General features: G+C 29.4%; 4 protein-coding genes. All 4 read right to left on the minus strand.

Translation table 11 applies throughout. From position 1 onward, the window contains the following. A partial coding sequence (locus tag DCO46_RS22420; RefSeq protein WP_116754683.1) for a glycosyltransferase family 2 protein occupies positions 1-715 on the minus strand: 715 nt, incomplete at its 3' end. After that, positions 708-1,880 (minus strand): glycosyltransferase family 1 protein, encoded by a 1,173-nt coding sequence (locus DCO46_RS22425; protein ID WP_116754684.1) that lies wholly within the window; start codon positions 1,878-1,880, stop codon positions 708-710. The genes DCO46_RS22425 and DCO46_RS22420, both read right to left, overlap by 8 nt. Then, a complete protein-coding gene (rffA, locus tag DCO46_RS22430; protein WP_116754685.1) occupies positions 1,873-3,006 on the minus strand; it encodes a dTDP-4-amino-4,6-dideoxygalactose transaminase in 1,134 nt (377 codons plus the stop codon). Before rffA ends, DCO46_RS22425 begins: the two co-directional genes overlap by 8 nt. Further along, positions 3,006-3,236 (minus strand): hypothetical protein (locus DCO46_RS23135; RefSeq protein WP_207784991.1); only part of this gene is annotated, 231 nt, incomplete at its 5' end. The genes DCO46_RS23135 and rffA, both read right to left, overlap by 1 nt.

The raw sequence follows: 3,236 nt of genomic DNA on the forward strand, positions 1-3,236 counted from the left end.
GTGAATCAATTTCAGGAATTAATTTTTGCAGCATATTAATGGCAACTTCCTTACTAATTTTCAATTGTTTCTCATTAGAAATTATTGAGGTCTGCTTAATGTGTACTCTGTACCAAAGCAAAACTTCGTCAATGTTCACAACTTTACCTAAGAAAATTAAGCGAGACCACAATTCATGATCTTCTGCAGGTTCCATATTGGTATCATATTGAAGATTATACGATTCGAAAACAGATTTACGAAACATTACGGTGGGATGAGCTATATAACATCCTGAAATCAATTTTACTTTAATTTCTTCATAATTTAATGGATGATTACAAACTTTTTCCGTGCCAATAATCTGATATAGTGTTCCGCACAAAATAATTTCTGGATTTGCATCAAGTAAACTTACTTGTTTAGCAAATCTTTCGGGAAAACTAATATCATCTCCATCCATTCTTGCTATGTACTCTCCTTTAGCAATTTTTAATCCATAATTTAAGCTATTGGTATAACCGGTATTAACGGGTTTAACAATTAGTTTGATTCTACTATCATTATATGTTTTAATTATGTCAACTGTTTTGTCAGTCGATGCATCATCAATAATTAAGAATTCAAAATCAGTAAAAGTTTGATTTAATATACTATCGACTGTTTCTTTTATATACAACTCGCAATTGTATACTGGCATTAAAACTGTTATTTTCGGATTTCTAAAATCACTCATTATTCAAAAGAATTTTTTCGATTACATGTATCCTTTTAAAAATATCTCTATTATTAAAGACATCTTGAAATTGACTGGTTGAAATTGATTCCGCAAGTTCTTTATCAAATAAAACCTTTTTTGATGCTTCTGCGAATGCTAACAAATTTTTAAAATGGGGATAAATTATATTACCGCTTAATACATTCAATTGCATATTTTCACCAATGAAAAAATCCCAAAATAATTGTGGGGTTCCTGTTAGACAAACTTCTAATCCGGCATAACCGGCTGGCAAATTATTATATCCTTGAAACCATACCAAATCTAGTTTTTCATTCAAGATAGTTTGCTTCATATCAGATTGATGGCCTCGAAAATAAACTTTTCCATCCAGATTCAGATTATTGATATAGCGATCATATTCTGCCAGTTTATAATTTCCTACTCCAAAAACATGTAGTTCTATGTCTAAACCTTGAGAAAGTAATACCTGATAAGCATATAAAAATGGATCTAAAGGTTTATCCTTATGTAGTCTTGTAAAAATTCCAATCTTCTTTGTTACATTATTCTGATTGAATTTCCATTTATTATAATCATTTGTTACTGTTAAACACAAAGGCATAAATTCATGTTCATAATTTTTAAAGCCTTCAAATTCATATTCTATTTCTTGTATAGTGTTAAAGCCTGTGAAAAACAGATATTGATTGTTTTTTTCGAAATTTCTATAATTTTCAGATTGAAATCTTGTAGACATAACAAAAATCAGAATTTTTTCGAAATAATTAATAGGTATAATAGGTGACAAATTTTGGTATACATATTCTCCCATAAAAACAACCTTGTCATAGTTGTTAAATAGATTAATTAGATTTTTACTGTTCTTATTTCTAATTCTATCATTTAATGAGTTTTTCATTAATTTGTTTACAATCTTATAAAGCAATCCCTTCTTGAATTTTGTGATAAAATCTTTTAAAAAGAGAATTCGAGAGCCTAATTCAAGATGCTTTTCGTAAAAATAATCTGGTAGGTCTGGTCTGGTATTTAGCCCTATTAAACATAAGATAGTTACTTCAAACTTAGTTTTATCTAATGCATAATCAAACTCATACATTTCTCGTTGTGCTCCATTGTGATAAAAATCAGATACCACAAATAATATCTTTTTTTTATTCATTTTTTATTGTCGATATAATTAACTCAATATCCTCTTTTGATAACTCATAATAAAATGGTAATCGCAACAGTTTATCTGAATAATGGTTACTCCAAATTAACTCTTCTCCTTTATACTTATCTTTATAATAAGGACTTTTATGTAAGCTTAGATAATGAAACACAGCATGAATATCCTTATTTTTTAGACGAGAAATACATTCGTTTCTTTTACCTAGAGATTCGAATACCAAATAAAACATATGTGCATTATTGGTCGCATAATTTGGTATTTCAGGCAACTTGAAACTTAAATCAACTACAGCTTCTTTTAAACCATTATAATATTGATTCCAAATTGCTTTTCGTTTTTCTTGTATTTTTTTTAACTGTTCTATTTGAGCCCAAAGAAAAGCCGCAATAACTTCTGATGGCAAAAATGAAGATCCAACATCTACCCAACCATACTTATCGACTTCACCTCTAAAAAAGGCAGATCTATTAGTTCCTTTTTCCCATATAATTTCGGCACGATTTGTAAATTGCTTATCATTAATGACCAGCATTCCGCCCTCTCCCGAAATAATATTCTTGGTTTCATGAAAAGAGAATGCTGCTAAATGCCCTATTGAGCCCAAAGCTTTTTTTACTCCATCACTACTTGTATAAAAGCTATCTATTGCCTGAGCTGCATCTTCTATAACAAATAAATTATGGCGATTAGCAATATCCATAATACCATCCATATCACATGCTATACCTGCATAATGTACCGGAACTATTGCTTTGGTTTTATGCGTAACTAAAGACTCTAATTTACTTACATCTATATTTGGATTTTGTGAATTCGAATCTGCAAAAATTATTTTAGCTCCTCTTAAAACAAAAGCATTAGCTGTAGAGACAAAAGTGTAAGACGGCATTATGACCTCATCTCCAGGCTGTATATCAATAAGAATAGCTGCCATTTCTAGTGCATCTGTGCAAGATGTTGTGAGCAGACATTTTCTAAAATTATATTCTTCCTCAAAAAAATTTTGACACAATTGAGTATATTTACCGTTTCCTGATATTTTACCAGATGCAACTGCATCTGTAATATATTGGGTTTCTTTTCCTGTTAGATAAGGCTTATTAAATCCTATCATTATTTATACGTTTGACCATTATAAACTATTATTTTCTCAAATCTTTTTTTCAAATTATGTCTTGTACTATCAAATTCAAATAATTTAACCTTTGATGAATTACTGGTAAACACTTCTACTTTATACATTACATTTCCAATTTCTTTCGTTTTAATATAATCATATTGCAGCATAAATTCCATGTGCTGTTTACCATACCCTTTATTATGAAATTCTTCTATGTTATTAAC

The sequence above is a fragment of the Flavobacterium sp. HTF genome, assembly GCF_003105115.1.
Classification (GTDB): domain Bacteria; phylum Bacteroidota; class Bacteroidia; order Flavobacteriales; family Flavobacteriaceae; genus Flavobacterium.

Bases quoted from the DNA above. Each gene is read 5' to 3' on its own strand.
- DCO46_RS22425 (WP_116754684.1), bottom strand. From the start codon at position 1,880: ATGAATAAAAAAAAGATATTATTTGTGGTATCTGATTTTTATCACAAT.
- rffA (WP_116754685.1), bottom strand. From the start codon at position 3,006: ATGATAGGATTTAATAAGCCTTATCTAACAGGAAAAGAAACCCAATAT.